Origin of the sequence: Staphylococcus massiliensis CCUG 55927, assembly GCF_000298075.1 — a bacterium.
Taxonomy (GTDB): Bacteria; Bacillota; Bacilli; order Staphylococcales; family Staphylococcaceae; genus Staphylococcus; species Staphylococcus massiliensis.
The window spans coordinates 287,543-304,756 of sequence record NZ_JH815593.1; the positions used below are offsets into that span (position 1 = coordinate 287,543).

Genomic DNA, 17,214 nt, shown 5'->3' on the forward strand with positions numbered 1-17,214 from the left:
TTTACATGAAATTGTATCTTACGCCAAATTAATTGCTAAGCTCACACCATCCTTAGCTCGCTTCAATCTTTATTTTAAGTTAAAGGCATATTTAAGGCAAGTAAAATGATGCTTTTCACCAAGTTTGTCGTTTCAATTGTTAAAGGGTATAATAGGAATTATTAATTAAATTGTTTGCCCATGATTAAATTGAGGTTGTATTTCAAAGGGGTGATTCCAATAGAACTCAATTCAAGGCAAGAGAAAATCATTGAAATTGTAAAAAGGGATGGACCCATTACAGGTGAGAAAATTGCAGATAAGCTTGATTTAACGCGTGCTACCTTAAGACCGGATTTAGCAATTTTAACAATGGCAGGCTATTTAGAAGCAAGACCACGTGTAGGTTACTTCTATTCAGGAAAATCAAGTTCTCAATTATTAACTGAGAAGTTTAAACATTATCTCGTTAAAGATTATAAATCAACACCTGTTATTTTAAAGAGTAATGTAACCGTTTATGAAGCCATATGCACCATTTTCTTAGAGGATGTCGGTACGCTATTCATCGTTAACAGTGACAACGATCTAATTGGTGTATGTTCACGTAAAGATTTATTGCGCGCTTCGATGGCAGGTCAAGATATCCATAACATACCTGTTAATGTCATTATGACAAGAATGCCGAATATAGTGCTTTTAAAGGATGACGACTTAGTGCTTTATGCTGCGAATCAAATGATTGAGCGAGAAATTGATTCGATTCCTATCGTTTCTGAAAAGCCAAACGGTAAGTATGAAGTGACGGGGCGTATATCGAAGACGACGATTACAAAGCTATTTGTGTCATTATTTAAGTAACAGGAGGAGTTAATCATGGAAAGAGTAAAGATTATCATTGCCTCGGATTCTGTAGGAGAAACTGCTGAATTAGTAGCAAAAGCATGTATTTCACAATACAATACACGTAATAAAATTACGGAAATCGTGCGTTATCCATATATTGAAACGAGAGAAAACATTGAAGAAGTGATTCAAGTAGCGAAAGATGAAGGGTGTATCATCGTTTATACGCTCGTTAAACCTGAAATTCGTGAATATATGGAAGGCTTAATTCAAGAGGAAGAAATTGAGTCAGTTGATATTATGGGACCACTGATGCGTATCTTATCCGAGAAGTTTGAAGAGTTACCATACAATGAACCTGGTATCGTGCATAAACTTGATGAAGCTTACTTTAAGAAAATAGAGGCAATCGAATTTGCGGTTAAATACGATGATGGTAAGGACCCTAAAGGTTTACCAAAAGCGGATATCGTATTAATTGGAGTTTCACGCACGTCTAAAACGCCGTTATCTCAATATCTTGCACATAAGCGATACAAAGTCATGAACGTACCAATTGTACCTGAAGTTTCACCACCAGAAGCTTTATACGAAATTGATCCGAAGAAATGCATCGCCTTAAAAATCAGCGAAGCAAGTTTAAATACGATTCGCAAAGAGCGTTTAAAGCAGCTAGGTTTAGATGATTCTGCACGTTACGCGACAGATACACGTATTAAAGAAGAGCTCGAGTATTTCGAAACAATCGTAGAACGCATTGGATGCCCGGTACTTGATGTATCGAACAAAGCGATTGAAGAAACAGCTAACGATATTATGTATATTATTGAACAAAATAATTCCAATATGCACTTTTAATTGTTATAATGTTTAAATATCTAATATAATGTCTTTCGTATTTAATGACGAATTAGCTAGAATAATCAGGTGATAGGGTTGCGAATTGAACAATCTGTTATAGATGAAATCAAACATAAGACAGATATCATTGATCTTGTAGGTGAATACGTTAAGTTAGAGAAAATAGGACGCAATTATATAGGTTTGTGTCCTTTTCATGATGAAAAGACACCTTCGTTTACAGTATCAGAGGATAAACAAATATGTCATTGCTTCGGTTGTAAAAAAGGGGGCAATGCCTTTCAATTTTTACAAGAAATCGAAGGTCTTTCCTTTGTCGATGCAGTTGCACAACTTGGTGAGCGTGTAAATGTTAAAGTTGAAACGAACCAGAGCAGTAAAGAAGAAACGTATGCATCTGATGACTTAAGTATGATTGAGATGCATGAGCTGATTGAGTCTTACTATCATTATGCACTGCTTAAAACCGTAGAAGGTGAAAAAGCATTAGCCTACCTTAAAGAGAGAGGATTCACGTTAGAACTTATCCAGAAGCTTAAAATAGGTTATGCGCCAAATGTGTCGCATTTCTGTCATGACTTTCTAAAAAAGAGAGGCTATGATATTAATCTTGCTTATGAAGCAGGTTTATTATCACGTAATGAAGAAAACTTCTCCTATTATGACCGATTTCGTGATCGTGTCATGTTCCCTTTAAAAAATTATCAAGGGCGTACGGTTGGCTTTTCAGGAAGAGGATATGAAGAAAGTCAGCAACCTAAGTATTTGAATAGTCCAGAGTCTCCTATCTTCCAAAAAAGAAAGTTGCTTTATAATTTACATCAAGCTCGTAGGTCTATCCGTAAGCTAGATGAGATGATGGTTCTTGAAGGTTTTATGGATGTGATTAAAGCGAATGAAGCGGGCGTTACGAATGTTGTCGCAAGTATGGGTACCGAATTGTCGAGTGATCATTTCCAAGTGATTCGTAAGCTTACTTCTAACGTGACGCTCATGTACGATGGTGACAAAGCAGGTATTAATGCGACGCTTAAAACGGGCGAAGCGCTATTAAAAGAGCATCTCAATGTATTTGTGATTACCTTACCAAATGGCATGGATCCAGACGACTACATTTCGAAATATGGTGAAGAGACGTTCCATCAATATGTAACATCAAATAAAGTTGCGTTTGTATCATATAAGATGCGACAATATAAGGATGAAATTGAAAATAATGACTTAGCCTATGAGCGTTATTTAAAAGAAATCACCCATGATGTAGGATTCATGAAATCTGATTTATTACGCAAAAAAGTATTGCAAGAAGTAGCTGAATTGTTTAAAGTAAGCTTTGATAGTCTAAATAATGAAGTAGTGACTCATAATCATGAACCTAAATCTTATTCAAATCACAATCAAGCTTCAAACCCTAAATTATCACGAAAAGATAAGGCAGAAAGAGCGTTATTAAAGCATTTTATGAATGATAAGGATATATTCTTAGATCATCATAAATCAATTGAATCTGATGATTTTAATCAATTACAATTTAAACGCATTTTTAATTTATTGCATCAATACTATGGTGAATATGATGAATTTATCTTAAGTGATGCGTTTCAATATATTGAATACAATGAAGATAAGGATACATTGATTTATTTAGATGGATTAGATATGAATTATGAGCCATCTATTGAAGAAATGCATGACTACATTCATACAATGACTGAGGGGAAAGATACGCTTTCTGTAACAGATATCGCGATGAAAATACGTGAAGCAGAGAGAACAGGTGATTTTGAATTGCAAAAATATTATTTAGAACAATTGATATCACTTAAACGACAAAATATAAACCATTAATAATAGATTATTTTCAGGAGGCCTTTTTATGTCTGATAACCAGGTAAAAGTAATTAAAAAAGAGACAATAGACCCGACGTTAACATTAGAAGATGTTAAAAAACAACTCATCGAAAAAGGTAAAAAAGAAGGTCATCTTAGTCACGAAGAAATTGCGGATAAATTACAGAATTTCGATATGGATTCTGACCAAATGGATGAATTTTTCGATCTACTCAATGATAATGATATTACATTAGTTAATGAAAAAGATAGCTCTGATACAGATGACAAACTGAATCCTAATGACCTTAGTGCACCTCCAGGCGTAAAAATTAATGACCCAGTACGCATGTACTTAAAAGAAATTGGTCGTGTGGACTTATTAAGTGCCAAAGAAGAAATCGAACTTGCGAAACGTATTGAGCAAGGTGACGAAATTGCGAAATCACGCCTCGCAGAAGCAAACTTACGACTTGTTGTAAGTATTGCGAAACGTTATGTTGGCCGTGGTATGTTATTCCTTGATTTAATTCAAGAAGGTAACATGGGCTTAATTAAAGCCGTTGAAAAGTTCGACTTTAGTAAAGGGTTCAAGTTCTCAACTTATGCAACTTGGTGGATTCGTCAGGCAATTACTCGTGCCATCGCTGACCAAGCGCGTACAATTCGTATTCCAGTGCATATGGTTGAAACAATCAACAAATTAATTCGTGTTCAACGTCAACTCTTACAAGATTTAGGCCGTGATCCTGCACCTGAAGAAATCGGTGAAGAGATGGATTTACCTCCAGAAAAAGTACGTGAAATCCTTAAGATTGCTCAAGAACCAGTATCACTTGAAACGCCAATTGGTGAAGAGGACGACAGTCATTTAGGTGACTTTATCGAAGACCAAGAAGCACAAAGTCCATCTGACCATGCAGCTTATGAACTTCTAAAAGAGCAACTTGAAGATGTTTTAGATACGCTAACTGACCGTGAAGAAAATGTCTTACGTCTTCGTTTCGGTCTAGATGATGGTCGTACACGTACGCTTGAAGAAGTTGGTAAAGTATTTGGTGTTACGAGAGAACGTATTCGTCAAATTGAAGCAAAAGCACTTCGTAAACTTCGCCATCCAAGCCGTAGTAAACGTCTTAAAGACTTTATGGATTAATAAGGATAGAAGCTGGCTGTCTTTTAATAAGACAAGCCAGTTTTTTTGTAGGTTTGATTAGTTTATATCTAAAGTTCTTTCCTTAACAGCATGCTTTCCTGGGGCGTGGCCTGAGCCTGTAGTCTCAGGACGCACGGAGTCAGCTGTTAAGGGAATTAGGTTTCATAAACTACTTTTGAGGTGTTGAAATACTTATTACTTATTAAGATAATTTAAGGAAACGCGTTCAGGCACCCTAGACGATTGAATAACGATAGGGCTTTTCAATGAAGAGGGAAAATAAGTTATGATAAAATGACTTTAAACGTAAATATATTTAAAAGGTGACATTATGATTAATATCAATCAAAGATTAAAACACGTGAGTACTTATGTGACGGGCGATACGCTTGCTGACATTGGTTCTGATCACGCTTATTTACCGATTTATTTGATTCAAAACCAACACATCAAACGCGCGATTGCAGGTGAGGTTATTCACGGTCCTCTAAAAGCAGCGGAAGACAATATCGCATCATATGGTTTAACATCATCGATTTCTGCGCGCTTAGGGAATGGATTAGCGGTCATTGACCCATCAGATGACGTTGATTGTATTACGATTTGCGGCATGGGCGGGCCACTCATTGCCGATATCTTAAACAATGGGGCGTCAAAACTCGTGAACCATCCTCGCTTAGTTTTACAATCTAACATTCAATCTGAGCCAATAAGACGCACGTTAAATGAGCTCAATTATAAAATTGTTGCGGAAGCGCTTGTTGAAGAGAAAGGGCATATCTATGAGATTATTGTAGCGGATCAAGGTGAGATGACGTTGAGCGACGAAGCTTATAAGTTCGGCCCTGAGTTATTACAAGAGAAAGATGCATTGTTTTATAAGAAGTGGGAACGAGAATTACAAGCACTTAAACGTATCCAAGCCCAACTTAATGAAGCATCACACCAAGAACGTCTGGCTGAAATCACCGCGCAAATTAAACAATTAGAAGAGGTGTTACGATGATTGTTAAAGAATTACTTTCTAAAATTGAAACGCACGTTCCGTTTTATACAGCGGAATCATGGGATAATGTTGGTTTATTAATAGGTGACGCGTCTCAAGAGGTTAATCGCATTATGACGTGCTTAGATTGTACGCTCGAAGTTGTTGACGAGGCGATTGAAGCTAAAGTAGATACGATTGTTGCGCACCATCCACTTATCTTTAAAGGGGTTAAGTCTATTACAGAAGATGGTTACGGCACAATTATTCGTAAGTTAATTAAGCACGACATAAACTTAATCGCCTTGCATACGAATTTAGATGTTTATGAGAAAGGCGTCAACCATATGCTTGCGTCTAAATTAGGTTTAAGCGATGTTAAAATTTTAAATCCACAGTATGAAGATTATTATAAAGTGCAAGTATTTATTCCGAAAGAGAATGCCGATGACTTTAAGGAAGCATTAAGCAAAGAAGGTATTGCGAAAGATGGCGACTATGAATATTGCTTCTTCCAAGTTGAAGGTAATGGCCAGTTTAGACCTGTAGAAGGTGCAGATCCTTATTTAGGCGAAATTGGTAAGATCGAGAACGTTAACGAACTGCGCATGGAGTTCATGATTCAAGAACACGAGCGTATGAAGACAGAACAATTAATTTATAAACATCATCCGTATGAGACACCAGTATTTGATTTCATTCGATTAGATAAGGAAATGACGCGTGGTCTCGGCGTGATTGGTGAACTTCAAGAAGCGAAGGCAGTTCCAGGATTCGTTCAAGACGTTAAGTCTCAACTTGATATGCCGAGCGTTCGTTTCATTGGCGATAAGCGTGCGTCGATTAAGAAAGTTGCGATTATCGGTGGTAGTGGCATCGGTTTCGAATATAAAGCAAAAGCCCTAGGCGCGGACATCTTTATTACAGGTGATATCAAACACCATGAAGCACTAGACGCTAAAATCAATGGTATGAACTTATTAGACATTAATCACTACAGTGAATACGTCATGAAAGATGGACTTAAAGCATTATTAGAAGATTGGTTAGGTAAAGAAAGTTCTGTTTCAATCGTAGCTTCTACTTTAAATACAGATCCTTATGATTATATGTAATGACATAGGTAGGAATTCAAGCTAAGGTGGCTTGAATTCTTTTTTTTGGTTGGAGGCGGTTAGGAAAAGTACGAAATGGTTGTGTTGATTCAGTGGGGGTGACGGTAAGGAGGGTATTACAGAGGGCTTGAGACTTGATTAAGTTTCGCTCATCAAGTTTCAATCGGCTTGAAAAGCGATTACAGTTCTTTCATCAAGTCTCATCCCGTCCTAGTACACCGCGATATTCGCCAAATTCCTCATGAAATCGATCTTTCTCCACAAAAAAGAAGAATCTGGACGCTTAAGTTCCAGATTCTCCTCTATATAAACAAGTAGATTATTCCATAATCTTAACTGGTTGTGCTTTTTTAATTTTAGGTAAGATTTTTTCAACAGGCACATTTGAACGTAGTTCTTCAGTTGATGGTTCTAACGGATTATAGTCTTTAAGATATTTAATAACTTCTTTAACAATCGGTGTAGGCGTAGAAGCACCAGCTGTGACAGCTACAGTTTCAACACCTTCAAGCCATGCTGTATCAAGTTGTGAGATATCTGAAATGCGATGTGCATTTGTATGCGCGATATCTTTTGAAACTTGAGCTAGGCGGTTTGAGTTATTACTCTTAGGATCGCCAACTACGATTAATAAATCTGCTTCTTCAGCTTGCGTCGCAACAGCTTCTTGACGAACTTGCGTTGCTTGGCAGATTTCTTCATGTTGTTCAATATGTGGGTACTTGTCTTCTAAATCTTCCATAAGATGTTGAACATCCCATTGTGACATCGTTGTTTGGTTCGTCACGATAAGCGGATATTGTGCTAAATCATCTGACAGTGCTTCAACATCATCTTTCGTTTCAACTAAATGCACGATATCAGGTGCGACACCAACTGCACCTTCTGGCTCAGGATGTCCTTTTTTACCTATATAGATGACATGATAACCTTCATCTCGTTTTTGACGGATAAGGTTGTGTGTATTCTCAACGTCTGGACACGTAGCATCAATGCACGTAAGTCCTTTTTCTTTAGCACGACGTTTAACTTCTGGTGAGACACCATGTGCTGTGAAAATAACTGTACCTTCATCAATTTGATCCAAGATTTCTAAACGGTTAGGACCATCTAATGTAATAATGCCGTCTTCTTTAAATGCATCCGTTACATGTTTATTATGTACAATCATTCCTAAGATATAAATCGGGCGTGGAAGTGACTTATCTAAAGATGCGTTACGAGCAATCACCATAGCGTCTACCACACCGTAGCAGTAGCCTCTTGGCGTAATTTTTACGAGTTCCATGAATGTGCCTCCTTCTTTACTCTCATTATATCAACTTAGATACACGATTGAAATAGATTGAGTATCGGTCGAATGATGTAATTTAATTGCATGATTCACTCATTTATTACACAATAAAGATAACACGTGACGACAGTAACGTCATACGATGCGGTGAAACGAGAAAGGATTTAAGGTGAAATCTTATTTAAAATGTTCAAAAGTGAACACTTTTCCTTTATAATAGATAAGATGAAATTTTAAGGAGGCCACAAAATGGCAAACCATCCGTTTTCGCACTTTAATTTACAACCTGAATTAATTGATGCGGTTAAAGATTTAAACTTCGATAAACCAACTGACATACAAATGCGTATTATCCCTAAAATATTTAAAGGGGCAAATATAATCGGTCAATCACAAACTGGTACAGGTAAGTCACATGCATTCTTACTACCACTTGTGAACATGGCAGATCCTGATGTGAAAGAACCACAAATGATTGTGCTTGCGCCAACTCGTGAGCTTGCGACGCAGTTATTTGATGCATGCCGTCACTTAACGTCTTTTAAAGAAGGGGTTAAAGTGAGCTTATTTATTGGCGGCACTGACTTTGAAAAGGACAAGCAGAAAGCAAGAACGCAACCTCAAATTATTATCGGTACGCCTACGCGTATTAACGATTTAGCAAACGAAGGGGAACTTCACGTTCACTTAGCGACACACTTAGTTGTCGATGAGGCAGACCTAATGATTGATTTAGGTTTAATTGACGATGTCGACCACGTCGCTGCTCGTCTAAGCGATGATGCGAAACTCGCCGTATTCAGTGCTACGATTCCGAAATCACTCTATCCATTTCTTAATAAATACTTAGAGAACCCTGAATTTGTTGAGGTTGAGTCTCATCAGAAGAATAAGAAGAATATCACATTCTATTTAATTCCAACGAAGGGTGCCGAGAAGCTCGATAAAGCAAAAGCCCTTATCGACATCTTAAATCCTTATTTATGTATTATCTTCTGTAATAGCCGTGATAATGCTGATGTGCTTGCGAAACAATTAAATGAAACAGGCTTAAAAGTCGGTATGATTCATGGTGGGTTAACACCTCGTGAACGTAAGCAACAAATGAAACGTATTCGTAATTTAGAATTCCAATATGTTATTGCGAGTGACCTTGCATCACGTGGTATAGATATCGAAGGTGTTAGTCACGTTATTAACTATGATGTACCTAAAGATATTGATTTCTTTACACATCGTGTTGGTCGTACAGGACGCGGTAATTATAAAGGTATCGCAATTACACTTTACACGCCTGACGAAGAAGATAAAATTGCTTTAGTTGAAGATAAAGGTTATAAATTTGAAAACGTCGATATTAAGAACGGAGAATTAAAACCAATTAAAGCCCACAACACGCGTAAAGTACGTAAAAAGCAAGACGATCATCTAGAACAACAACTTAAAAACAAGCTTAAACGTAACAATAAGAAACGTGTTAAACCAGGCTATAAAAAGAAATTTAAGTTTGAACTTGAAGAATTAAAACGTAAAGAACGTCGTAAATATAGTAAGAGACGTAATAGACAGAATAGAAAAGGTTAGGAGAATGACTTTATGTTAATTGGCTCTCATGTATCTATGAATGGTAAGAAAATGCTACAAGGTTCGGCTGAAGAAGCGCACAAGTACGATGCTTCAACATTTATGATTTATACAGGTGCGCCGCAAAACACACGCCGTAAAAGCATCGAAGATTTAAATATTGAAGCGGGTAAGAAAGCGATGGAAGAGTATGGTCTTTCAAACCTTGTCGTTCATGCACCATATATCATCAACATTGCGAATACACAAAAGCCTCACGTCTTCGAACTTGGTGTAGATTTCTTACAAAAAGAAATTGAACGTACTGAAGCTTTAGGTGCTAAAGATATCGTATTACATCCTGGTTCTCACGTAGGTGCAGGTGTAGACGTTGGTATTAAACGTATTATTGAAGGTCTTAACGAAGTACTTACTAATGATAATGACGTTCGTATTGCGCTTGAGACGATGGCAGGAAAAGGCTCTGAGATTGGACGTTCATTCGAAGAGATTGCTCAAATTATGGAAGGCGTTAACCATAACGAACGATTATCAGTATGCTTCGACACATGTCATACACATGATGCTGGCTATAATGTTAAAGAAGATTTCGATGGCGTGTTAGAGGAATTTGATAAAATCATAGGTGTAGATCGCATTAAAGTGCTTCACGTTAACGACAGTAAGAATCCAATGGGCGCTCATAAAGATAGACACGAAAACATTGGCTTTGGACACATTGGATTTGATGCACTCAACTACATCGTGCATCACGATACATTCAAAGATATTCCTAAAATCTTAGAAACACCTTATGTTGGTGAGGATAAGAAGAATAAGAAACCACCATATAAATTTGAAATTGAATCATTCCGTAACCAAACATTCGATATGAACTTAAAAGAAAAAATTATGAATCAATAATTTATGATGCATCCGCTTTGTAAGTGGATGCTTTTTTAATAGGGTGAAGATACCTTTGAATATTTAAAATTTGTAAATTCTAATTAAATAATTATTTAGATTATTCGTAAGATATATACCTCTTTTTTCAATTAGTATATGATTTGTTGAGGGAGGTTATACAAATGAATATCACACTTATTTCGATGACATTACTTGCAGTTGGTTTATTGTTATTTATGGCGAGTCGTATTGAAAGTGCTTTTAAAGTGAGAAAAGGTTTAATTGTACTAACGGCTATCGCAACTTTAGTTGGCGTAACTACATACCAAGCACCAAGCGAATCGGTTCAAGCAGCTGAATCTTCAGATGATAACTTCAAAGACTTAACAAAATATGAGGCTACATATTCAGAAGCAGTTGACGGTGACACAGTGAGATTAAATTTAAACGGCAAGCAAGAAACGTTTAGATTCTTATTAGTGGATACACCTGAAACAAAACACCCTGATATTGGCGTTGAACCATACGGCCCAGAGGCTGCAGCATTCACGAAGAAGAAATTAGAGAACGCTGAGAAAATTGAAGTGGAATTTGACGTTGGTGAAAAACGTGACAAATATGGTCGCTTGCTTGCTTATATTTATGTGGATGGCCAAATGTTAAACAATCTACTAGTGAAAAATGGTTTAGCAGAAATTAAATACGTTTACCCACCAAGCACGACATACTTACCTCAGCTTCAAAAAAGCCAAGAATACGCAAAACAGAATAAATTAAATCTATGGTCAAGCGATGAAACAGCGCCTGACACACCTGATGAAAATACTGATAACGATTTCAGTAATTGTTCTGAACTACGTAAAGTTTATCCAGAAGGTGTTTCAAAAGATCACCCAGCATACAAGTCATCTTTAGATGGTGACAAAGATGGTTACGCTTGTGAAGTAGGTTAATGGATTAAACCGGCACTTGATGTGTCGGTTTATTTTTGTGAAAAAACGCTAAAATACTATACATTATTTATAAAGTATCTATAATTATATTATACAGTTTGAAAGGAAGATGTAATTTGAATTTCATCATAAGTTTTTGCTTCGTAATTACATTTATTATGCTCATATTTTATACGATTAAAATACTTTACTATCTAATTAAGAGAAGAAAAGTTAAACCAATCATTAAAAGATTATTTATAACATTCATTTTATTTATGGGTTTAGGTTTCTTCGTACAGGATGATACAAAAACTAAAACCCAAGATACGGAAAAGACCAAGTCTAAAAAGACTAGTAATGACTTGAAATTCGAGTCACTCAAAACAGATATTTACGGTAAAATAAAATCCGAGGAGGATGTTCCTAAATACATAATGAAGCTTGAAGAGGTTGTAGATGGTGATACCATTAAACTTAAATATAAAGGTGAAGTACTTACGATGCAGTTATTAATGGTAGAAACACCTGATATAAAAAGTACCACTAAAGAATTTAAGTACTACGGTAAAAAGGCGTATCATTTAACTAAAAAGCTATTAACTAATGCAAAACAAATATATGTAGTCTTTGATCAAGGGCGTCAAAAGAATGACAAGGGACATTATTTAGTATATCTATTTGCAGATAATAATTCCTTAAATAATGAACTATTACGTCAGGGTTTAGCCCGTCTTAAATTCGATTCTTTTAAAAACGATACCTTATACGATAAGTTTTATGAAAGTGAATCTTTAGCTAAAAAAGAGCGATTAAATTTATGGTCTTATTTAAATAGGGAAGTTGGTAATCTACCAGAGACCGTTGAAAAGGAACAATCTGAGAAAAATACGAATCATACGAATCCATCTATACAAAATGACCAAAAAGATAATTATAATACGCCTTCACAACCAAATGATTCTAAATCACAACCGCAACAACAACAGCAACCTCAACCTCAGGAGCAACCTGCTATACCTGTTTATTTTGGTACATGTGGTCAAATGAGGCAATTCTATCCAGGCGGAGTCCCAAGTAGTCATCCTTCTTATTCTCGAAAACTTGATAGAGACAAAGATGGCTTCGCGTGCGAACCTTACTAAATGAAAGTAACCGGCACTTGATGTGTCGGTTTTTTCTTTATAAAAAGCCCTTTAGAAATTAAACTGACATTGCGTGTTATCCCAATCATACAATTATCAGAATTAAACATCTATTTCAAATTATATATTTCGTAAAGATTACTATTTACATAACTTGCAACTGGTTGTATAGTATTAAACGAGGTGAAACTATGGAAACGCCAGTATTCGAATTAAAGCATATAGATTTCTATTATGAAAATAAACAAGTACTTGAAGATATAAATATTAAGATAAATAAAGCTGAATTTTTGGCGATTGTTGGTCCTAACGGAGCTGGTAAATCTACGCTACTAAAGCTCATTTTAGGCTTAATTCCACTACAAAAGGGTGAAATTCTTGTAGATGGTCGTAGCTATTCAAATAAACATGCGATGCAAAAGATTAGTTACGTTTCTCAGCGTGCGATTGCCTTTAACCAAGGATTTCCAGCAACCGTGAAAGAAGTTGTACTGAGTGGGCTTACGAAAAAGAAACGCTTATTTAAATGGTTTAATCAAAAAGATGATAAAGCTGTAGATGCCGTGCTCGATCGTTTAAATATTACTCATCTTAAGCATAAAAATATTGCACGTTTATCAGGTGGACAACAACAACGCGTTTTAATCGCGCGTGCGTTAATTTCTGAACCAAGCGTACTCATTTTAGACGAACCGACTAACGGTATTGATGCGAAACACGTAAAAGAATTTTATGACACACTGAACCAACTTAAAGAAGACGGCGTAACGATCATTCTCGTAACACATGATATTGGTGTCGTAGTAGATACGGCTACAGAAGTGGCATGCTTAAATCGTCACTTACACTTCCATGGCACGACTGAAGATTTCAAGTCACTAGACGAAGTTGAAGTATCTAAAATATATGGTCATCCGGTTAAATTCGTGGATCACCAACATGATAGGGCGTGTTGTTCATGATTGAGGCGATACTTAACTATGAGTTTATGCGTTACTCTTTCATCAGTGGTATTTTAATCGGTTTACTCGCCCCATTAATCGGGGCTTTCATCGTCGTACGTCGACTATCTCTTATCGCAGATGCTTTAAGTCACGTTACGCTCGGTGGTATTTCATTCGGGATGTTTATCATTACCGCATTCCCATTTATGGTCGTATTTAATCCGATTTGGTTCGGAATTCTGTTCGCTATCGTTGGTGCCTTTTTAATAGAAAGACTACGTACCTCATACTCAAATTATCAAGAAATTGCGATACCGATTATTATGAGTTCAGGTATTGGTTTGAGCGCTATCTTTCTTTCATTATCAGAAGGATTTAACCAAGAATTAGTCGGATTACTCTTTGGCTCTATTAGTGCCGTTGCGAAAAGTGATTTAATTACAGTTATTGTGATAGCGATTATCGTACTCTTATTCATTCTATTCTTTTATAAAGAAATGTTTATATTATCCTTTGATGAAGAGTATAGTAAAGTGATTGGTATTCCAAGATGGATTCAATTCTTATTTATCGTTATCGTAGCACTCGTTATCTCAGCTTCAATGCGCGTAGTAGGTATCTTACTCGTAAGTGCATTGATTACTTTACCAGTCGCGATTGCGATGCGTTTGTCAAAAGGCTTTAAACAACTTATCGCCTTCAGCATCCTTATAGGGGAGTTCTCAGTAATTAGTGGATTGACGCTAGCATTTTATATGAATTTATCGCCTGGTGGTGTTATTGTAGTAGTACTTATATTATTACTTATCATCACAATGTTATACCAAAAATTCATTGCGAATAAATTTGTAGGAGCTGGTAATCATGAACGTTAACGATGCGATTCAAATACTAAAGTCTAACGGACATAAATATACAGATAAACGACGTGATATGGCACAATTATTTATTGATGAAGATAAATATATTAATGCGAAACACGTTCAAAAGCATATGAACACATTGTATCCTGGCATTTCTTTTGATACGGTGTACCGAAACTTACACTTATTCAAAGATTTAGACATCATTGAAAGTACTGAATTAGATGGAGAAATGAAATTCAGAATCGCTTGTACCGATCATCACCATCATCACTTTATTTGTGAATCATGTGGTGATACGAAAGTCATTGATTATTGTCCGATTGATGAAATCAAATCGCAGTTACCTAAAGTTGACATTCAAAAACATAAATTAGAAGTTTATGGCATCTGCGAAAAGTGCAATGCGAAATAAATCATATTAAAGTTTTATATATATTTGTACTATTACTATATTTTATTAAATAGTAAATTAAAGAAATTGTTAGATTAAACAGCTGAACCTGTTGTCTTATTAAAAGAGTAATAGTACTTACTAAGTGAATAAACTTTAAATTTCCTAACAGCTGACTCCTAGGGGAGTAGCGTGAGTCCGGAGACTACAGGCTCCGGCCACGCCCCAGGAAAGCATGCTGTTAGGAAATTAGACTTTAAATATAAAAAGGATCCAAGACTTTAACTTCATTCAGTGTAATAACTGAACAAGTTAATCGTCTTAGATCCTTTCTTTTTATATAAAGCTATTATTTTGTAGCTTCTGCTTCTTTTTCTTCTTCGCGTTTTTTCTCCCATTCAGCTGCTAACTTATCAATTTCAATCTTAAGTTCATCAACCATTGTTTCTTCTGGGACTTTTCGAACAGTTTTACCTTTCATGAATAACAAGCCTTCGCCACGCGCACCAGCAATACCAATATCGGCTTCACGCGCTTCACCTGGGCCGTTTACGGCACAACCAAGTACGGCTACTTTCAACGGCACTTGAATTTTTTCGATATATTCCTCAACTTCGTTCGCGATTGAAATTAAGTCAATTTCAATACGACCACAAGTTGGGCACGCGATTAGAGTAGCAGCGTTACTAGCAAGACCAAATGCTTTTAATAGCGATTTTGCAACTTTAACTTCTTCAACAGGGTCAGCTGATAATGAAATACGGCATGTGTTACCGATACCAAGTGATAAAATCGCACCAAGACCAGCTGATGATTTAACTGTTCCATTAAATAATGTACCACTTTCTGTAATACCTAAATGTAATGGGTAGTCGAAAGCTTTCGCAGCTTTAGTATAAGCTTCGATAGCTAAATCAACATCACTTGCTTTCATTGAAACAATGATGTCATGGAAATCTAGGTCTTCTAAGATTTTGATATGGTGTAACGCACTTTCAACCATACCATCAGCAGTAGGGTAGCCATATTTCTTAAGGATGTGCTTTTCTAATGAACCAGCATTAACACCAATACGAATTGGAATGCCTTTAGCTTTACATGCTTCAACTACAGCTTCTACCTTCTCACGACGACCAATATTACCAGGATTGATTCTGATCTTGTCAGCACCATTTTCAATAGCGATTAACGCTAATTTATAGTTAAAGTGGATGTCGACTACAAGAGGAATATTAATTTGTTCTTTAATATCTCTAATCGCATGCGCATCTTCTTCGTTAGGGCAAGCGACACGCACGATTTGACAACCAGCTTCTTCTAAACGTTTAATTTCAGCCACAGTTGCTTCAACATCATATGTTTTAGTTGTCGTCATACTTTGAATGACTACTTCATTCGCACCACCAATTGGAATACCTCCAACATTCACAGTGCGCGTATTTTTACGATGCGTAATTTCAGACATGTTATGACTCCTTTATACCAATATTTATATCAAATATGTTACTTACTTTATTGTCAAAGCTCATTATACTATATTATATGCAAAAGGTTAAAGTCTCACTACTTATAACATTAATTGTTTAAACATTAATGAATCAATTTCAATATTTTGAAAAGTCCTTTAAAGATGTTATTTTGAACATACATCGTAACGCACTTATTCAATTAAGTCGTTACAAGCAAAAAGATTGAGTAGCAACATAGCTAGTTGTTATAGTTAAGTTGTAAACAAATCAAGGAGGATGATTATTTATGGCATTTGAATTACCAAAATTACCATATGCATACGATGCATTAGAACCACATATCGATAAAGAGACTATGGAAATCCACCACTCTAAACACCACAACACTTACGTTACTAAATTAAACGCAGCTGTTGAAGGTACTGATTTAGAATCTAAATCAATCGAAGAAATCATTGCTAACTTAGACAGCGTACCAGAAGAAAAACGTACAGCAGTACGTAACAACGGTGGTGGCCACTTAAACCACTCACTATTCTGGCAATTACTTTCACCTAATTCAGAAGAAAAAGGTGACGTAGTTGAAAAGATCAAAGAAAAATGGGGTTCAATGGACGACTTCAAAAAAGAATTTGCTGAAAAAGCTGCAGGCCGTTTCGGTTCAGGTTGGGCTTGGTTAGTATTAAATAACGGTGAATTAGAAATCGTTACTACACCAAACCAAGATAACCCAGTAACTGAAGGTCAAACTCCTTTACTTGGTTTAGACGTTTGGGAACACGCTTACTACCTTAAATATCAAAACAAGCGCCCAGAATATATCGAAGCATTCTGGAACGTTGTTAACTGGGAAAAAGTAGACGAGTTATACAACGCTGCAAAATAATTTTGCATGATATTTATAAATAACGACCTCTATACGAGGTCGTTTA

Annotated in this window: 16 protein-coding genes; 14 read left to right on the forward strand and 2 right to left on the reverse strand. The window is 36.2% G+C overall.

The features are described 5' to 3' along the window. Nucleotides 1-180: 180 nt before the first annotated feature. From ccpN to A33S_RS0101800, 6 genes are all read left to right on the forward strand, one after another. Nucleotides 181-840 carry a transcriptional regulator CcpN gene (gene ccpN / locus A33S_RS0101775; protein ID WP_241864513.1) on the forward strand — a complete coding sequence of 220 codons (660 nt, stop codon included), beginning with the start codon at nt 181-183 and terminating at the stop codon, nt 838-840. 15 nt (nt 841-855) lie between these two features. Then, a complete protein-coding gene (locus A33S_RS0101780; protein WP_009382577.1) occupies nt 856-1,683 on the forward strand; it encodes a pyruvate, water dikinase regulatory protein in 828 nt (275 codons plus the stop codon). A gap of 78 nt (nt 1,684-1,761) precedes the next feature. Further along, entirely contained in the window at nt 1,762-3,534 is a 1,773-nt protein-coding gene (dnaG, locus tag A33S_RS0101785; RefSeq protein WP_017176491.1) for a DNA primase, read from the forward strand. A gap of 28 nt (nt 3,535-3,562) precedes the next feature. After that, on the forward strand, nt 3,563-4,672 hold the full coding sequence (gene rpoD / locus A33S_RS0101790) for an RNA polymerase sigma factor RpoD (protein ID WP_009382573.1): 1,110 nt from the start codon (nt 3,563-3,565) through the stop codon (nt 4,670-4,672). A gap of 331 nt (nt 4,673-5,003) precedes the next feature. After that, nucleotides 5,004-5,678, forward strand: a complete 675-nt coding sequence (locus tag A33S_RS0101795) for a tRNA (adenine(22)-N(1))-methyltransferase (RefSeq protein WP_009382571.1) — start codon at nt 5,004-5,006, stop codon at nt 5,676-5,678. Further along, complete coding sequence (locus tag A33S_RS0101800) at nt 5,675-6,772, forward strand: Nif3-like dinuclear metal center hexameric protein (RefSeq protein ID WP_017176492.1); 1,098 nt, start codon at nt 5,675-5,677, stop codon at nt 6,770-6,772. Before A33S_RS0101795 ends, A33S_RS0101800 begins: the two co-directional genes overlap by 4 nt. A gap of 319 nt (nt 6,773-7,091) precedes the next feature. Here A33S_RS0101800 and A33S_RS0101805 read toward each other — a convergent pair whose 3' ends face one another. Beyond that, the gene (locus A33S_RS0101805) at nt 7,092-8,060 is read right to left on the reverse strand and encodes a 4-hydroxy-3-methylbut-2-enyl diphosphate reductase (protein ID WP_009382567.1); all 969 of its coding nucleotides are present in this window, start codon (nt 8,058-8,060) and stop codon (nt 7,092-7,094) included. A gap of 255 nt (nt 8,061-8,315) precedes the next feature. On the opposite strand from A33S_RS0101805, the gene A33S_RS0101810 reads away from it, so the two are divergent. The 7 genes from A33S_RS0101810 (at nt 8,316) to A33S_RS0101840 (ending at nt 14,834) form a co-directional block, all read left to right on the forward strand. Continuing rightward, nucleotides 8,316-9,650: a DEAD/DEAH box helicase gene (locus tag A33S_RS0101810; RefSeq protein ID WP_017176493.1), complete on the forward strand. Its 1,335-nt coding sequence runs from the start codon at nt 8,316-8,318 to the stop codon at nt 9,648-9,650. Nucleotides 9,651-9,662: 12 nt separating this feature from the next. Then, nucleotides 9,663-10,553 carry a deoxyribonuclease IV gene (locus A33S_RS0101815; protein WP_009382562.1) on the forward strand — a complete coding sequence of 297 codons (891 nt, stop codon included), beginning with the start codon at nt 9,663-9,665 and terminating at the stop codon, nt 10,551-10,553. 164 nt (nt 10,554-10,717) lie between these two features. Continuing rightward, nucleotides 10,718-11,488 carry a thermonuclease family protein gene (locus tag A33S_RS0101820; protein ID WP_009382561.1) on the forward strand — a complete coding sequence of 257 codons (771 nt, stop codon included), beginning with the start codon at nt 10,718-10,720 and terminating at the stop codon, nt 11,486-11,488. Between the two features lie 116 nt (nt 11,489-11,604). Continuing rightward, nucleotides 11,605-12,612, forward strand: coding sequence for a thermonuclease family protein (locus tag A33S_RS0101825; protein ID WP_017176494.1), 1,008 nt, complete (start codon nt 11,605-11,607; stop codon nt 12,610-12,612). A gap of 191 nt (nt 12,613-12,803) precedes the next feature. Continuing rightward, nucleotides 12,804-13,574, forward strand: a complete 771-nt coding sequence (locus tag A33S_RS0101830; RefSeq protein WP_009382559.1) for a metal ABC transporter ATP-binding protein — start codon at nt 12,804-12,806, stop codon at nt 13,572-13,574. Then, entirely contained in the window at nt 13,571-14,431 is an 861-nt protein-coding gene (locus A33S_RS0101835) for a metal ABC transporter permease (protein ID WP_009382557.1), read from the forward strand. The genes A33S_RS0101830 and A33S_RS0101835 overlap by 4 nt, the downstream gene beginning before the upstream one ends. Continuing rightward, entirely contained in the window at nt 14,421-14,834 is a 414-nt protein-coding gene (locus A33S_RS0101840) for a Fur family transcriptional regulator (RefSeq protein ID WP_009382556.1), read from the forward strand. The genes A33S_RS0101835 and A33S_RS0101840 overlap by 11 nt, the downstream gene beginning before the upstream one ends. Before the next feature lie 328 nt (nt 14,835-15,162). Here the strand turns inward: A33S_RS0101840 and ispG are convergent, their stop codons facing one another. Further along, the gene (gene ispG / locus A33S_RS0101845) at nt 15,163-16,278 is read right to left on the reverse strand and encodes a flavodoxin-dependent (E)-4-hydroxy-3-methylbut-2-enyl-diphosphate synthase (protein ID WP_009382555.1); all 1,116 of its coding nucleotides are present in this window, start codon (nt 16,276-16,278) and stop codon (nt 15,163-15,165) included. Between the two features lie 290 nt (nt 16,279-16,568). On the opposite strand from ispG, the gene A33S_RS0101850 reads away from it, so the two are divergent. Next, entirely contained in the window at nt 16,569-17,168 is a 600-nt protein-coding gene (locus A33S_RS0101850) for a superoxide dismutase (protein ID WP_009382554.1), read from the forward strand. Nucleotides 17,169-17,214 lie beyond the last annotated feature (46 nt).

Bases quoted from the DNA above. Each gene is read 5' to 3' on its own strand.
- ccpN (WP_241864513.1), top strand. From the start codon at position 181: ATGATTAAATTGAGGTTGTATTTCAAAGGGGTGATTCCAATAGAACTC.
- A33S_RS0101780 (WP_009382577.1), top strand. From the start codon at position 856: ATGGAAAGAGTAAAGATTATCATTGCCTCGGATTCTGTAGGAGAAACT.
- rpoD (WP_009382573.1), top strand. From the start codon at position 3,563: ATGTCTGATAACCAGGTAAAAGTAATTAAAAAAGAGACAATAGACCCG.
- A33S_RS0101795 (WP_009382571.1), top strand. From the start codon at position 5,004: ATGATTAATATCAATCAAAGATTAAAACACGTGAGTACTTATGTGACG.
- A33S_RS0101800 (WP_017176492.1), top strand. From the start codon at position 5,675: ATGATTGTTAAAGAATTACTTTCTAAAATTGAAACGCACGTTCCGTTT.
- A33S_RS0101805 (WP_009382567.1), bottom strand. From the start codon at position 8,060: ATGGAACTCGTAAAAATTACGCCAAGAGGCTACTGCTACGGTGTGGTA.
- A33S_RS0101810 (WP_017176493.1), top strand. From the start codon at position 8,316: ATGGCAAACCATCCGTTTTCGCACTTTAATTTACAACCTGAATTAATT.
- A33S_RS0101815 (WP_009382562.1), top strand. From the start codon at position 9,663: ATGTTAATTGGCTCTCATGTATCTATGAATGGTAAGAAAATGCTACAA.
- A33S_RS0101820 (WP_009382561.1), top strand. From the start codon at position 10,718: ATGAATATCACACTTATTTCGATGACATTACTTGCAGTTGGTTTATTG.
- A33S_RS0101830 (WP_009382559.1), top strand. From the start codon at position 12,804: ATGGAAACGCCAGTATTCGAATTAAAGCATATAGATTTCTATTATGAA.
- A33S_RS0101835 (WP_009382557.1), top strand. From the start codon at position 13,571: ATGATTGAGGCGATACTTAACTATGAGTTTATGCGTTACTCTTTCATC.
- A33S_RS0101840 (WP_009382556.1), top strand. From the start codon at position 14,421: ATGAACGTTAACGATGCGATTCAAATACTAAAGTCTAACGGACATAAA.
- ispG (WP_009382555.1), bottom strand. From the start codon at position 16,278: ATGTCTGAAATTACGCATCGTAAAAATACGCGCACTGTGAATGTTGGA.
- A33S_RS0101850 (WP_009382554.1), top strand. From the start codon at position 16,569: ATGGCATTTGAATTACCAAAATTACCATATGCATACGATGCATTAGAA.